Annotated in this window: 1 protein-coding gene; it reads right to left on the bottom strand. The window is 70.9% G+C overall.

From position 1 onward, the window contains the following. A partial coding sequence (locus tag RZ50_RS28140) for an ATP-binding protein (RefSeq protein ID WP_217681000.1) occupies nucleotides 1-412 on the bottom strand: 412 nt, incomplete at both ends.

Genomic DNA, 412 nt, shown 5'->3' with positions numbered 1-412 from the left:
GAGGTCGAGCTCGGCCCAGACGGTCTTGGCGTTGGGGTGGCGGGGGATGGTGCCCCAGCGGTCGGCGAGGGCGCTGATGAGGACGAGGCCGCGCCCGGACTGGGAGTTGGGGGTGTGGACGCTGGGGAGGAGGGGGAGACGTTCGCCCCGGGGGTCCGAGATCTCGATGCGGAGGGTCGTGCCCCGGCGCACGGTGGTGGTGAGCGCGAGGTGAAGCTCGAACCCGCGCCCCGGAATGCGTCCGTGCATGATCGCGTTCGCGGCGAGCTCGGCGACGATCAGGAGCGCCGAGTAGAAGGGTTCGGTGTGCGTCGAATTCAGTCCCCAGGCGGTGAGTTGACGCCTGGCGATGCGTCGGCAGATGGCGGCGCCCTTGGGGGTGGCGTGGAGGAGGGTGGTGTGGGAACGCGGT

Origin of the sequence: Kitasatospora sp. SUK 42 (assembly GCF_015776785.2) — a bacterium.
Classification (GTDB): Bacteria; Actinomycetota; Actinomycetes; order Streptomycetales; family Streptomycetaceae; genus Kitasatospora.
This window is presented reverse-complemented; position numbering and strand designations above follow the sequence as displayed.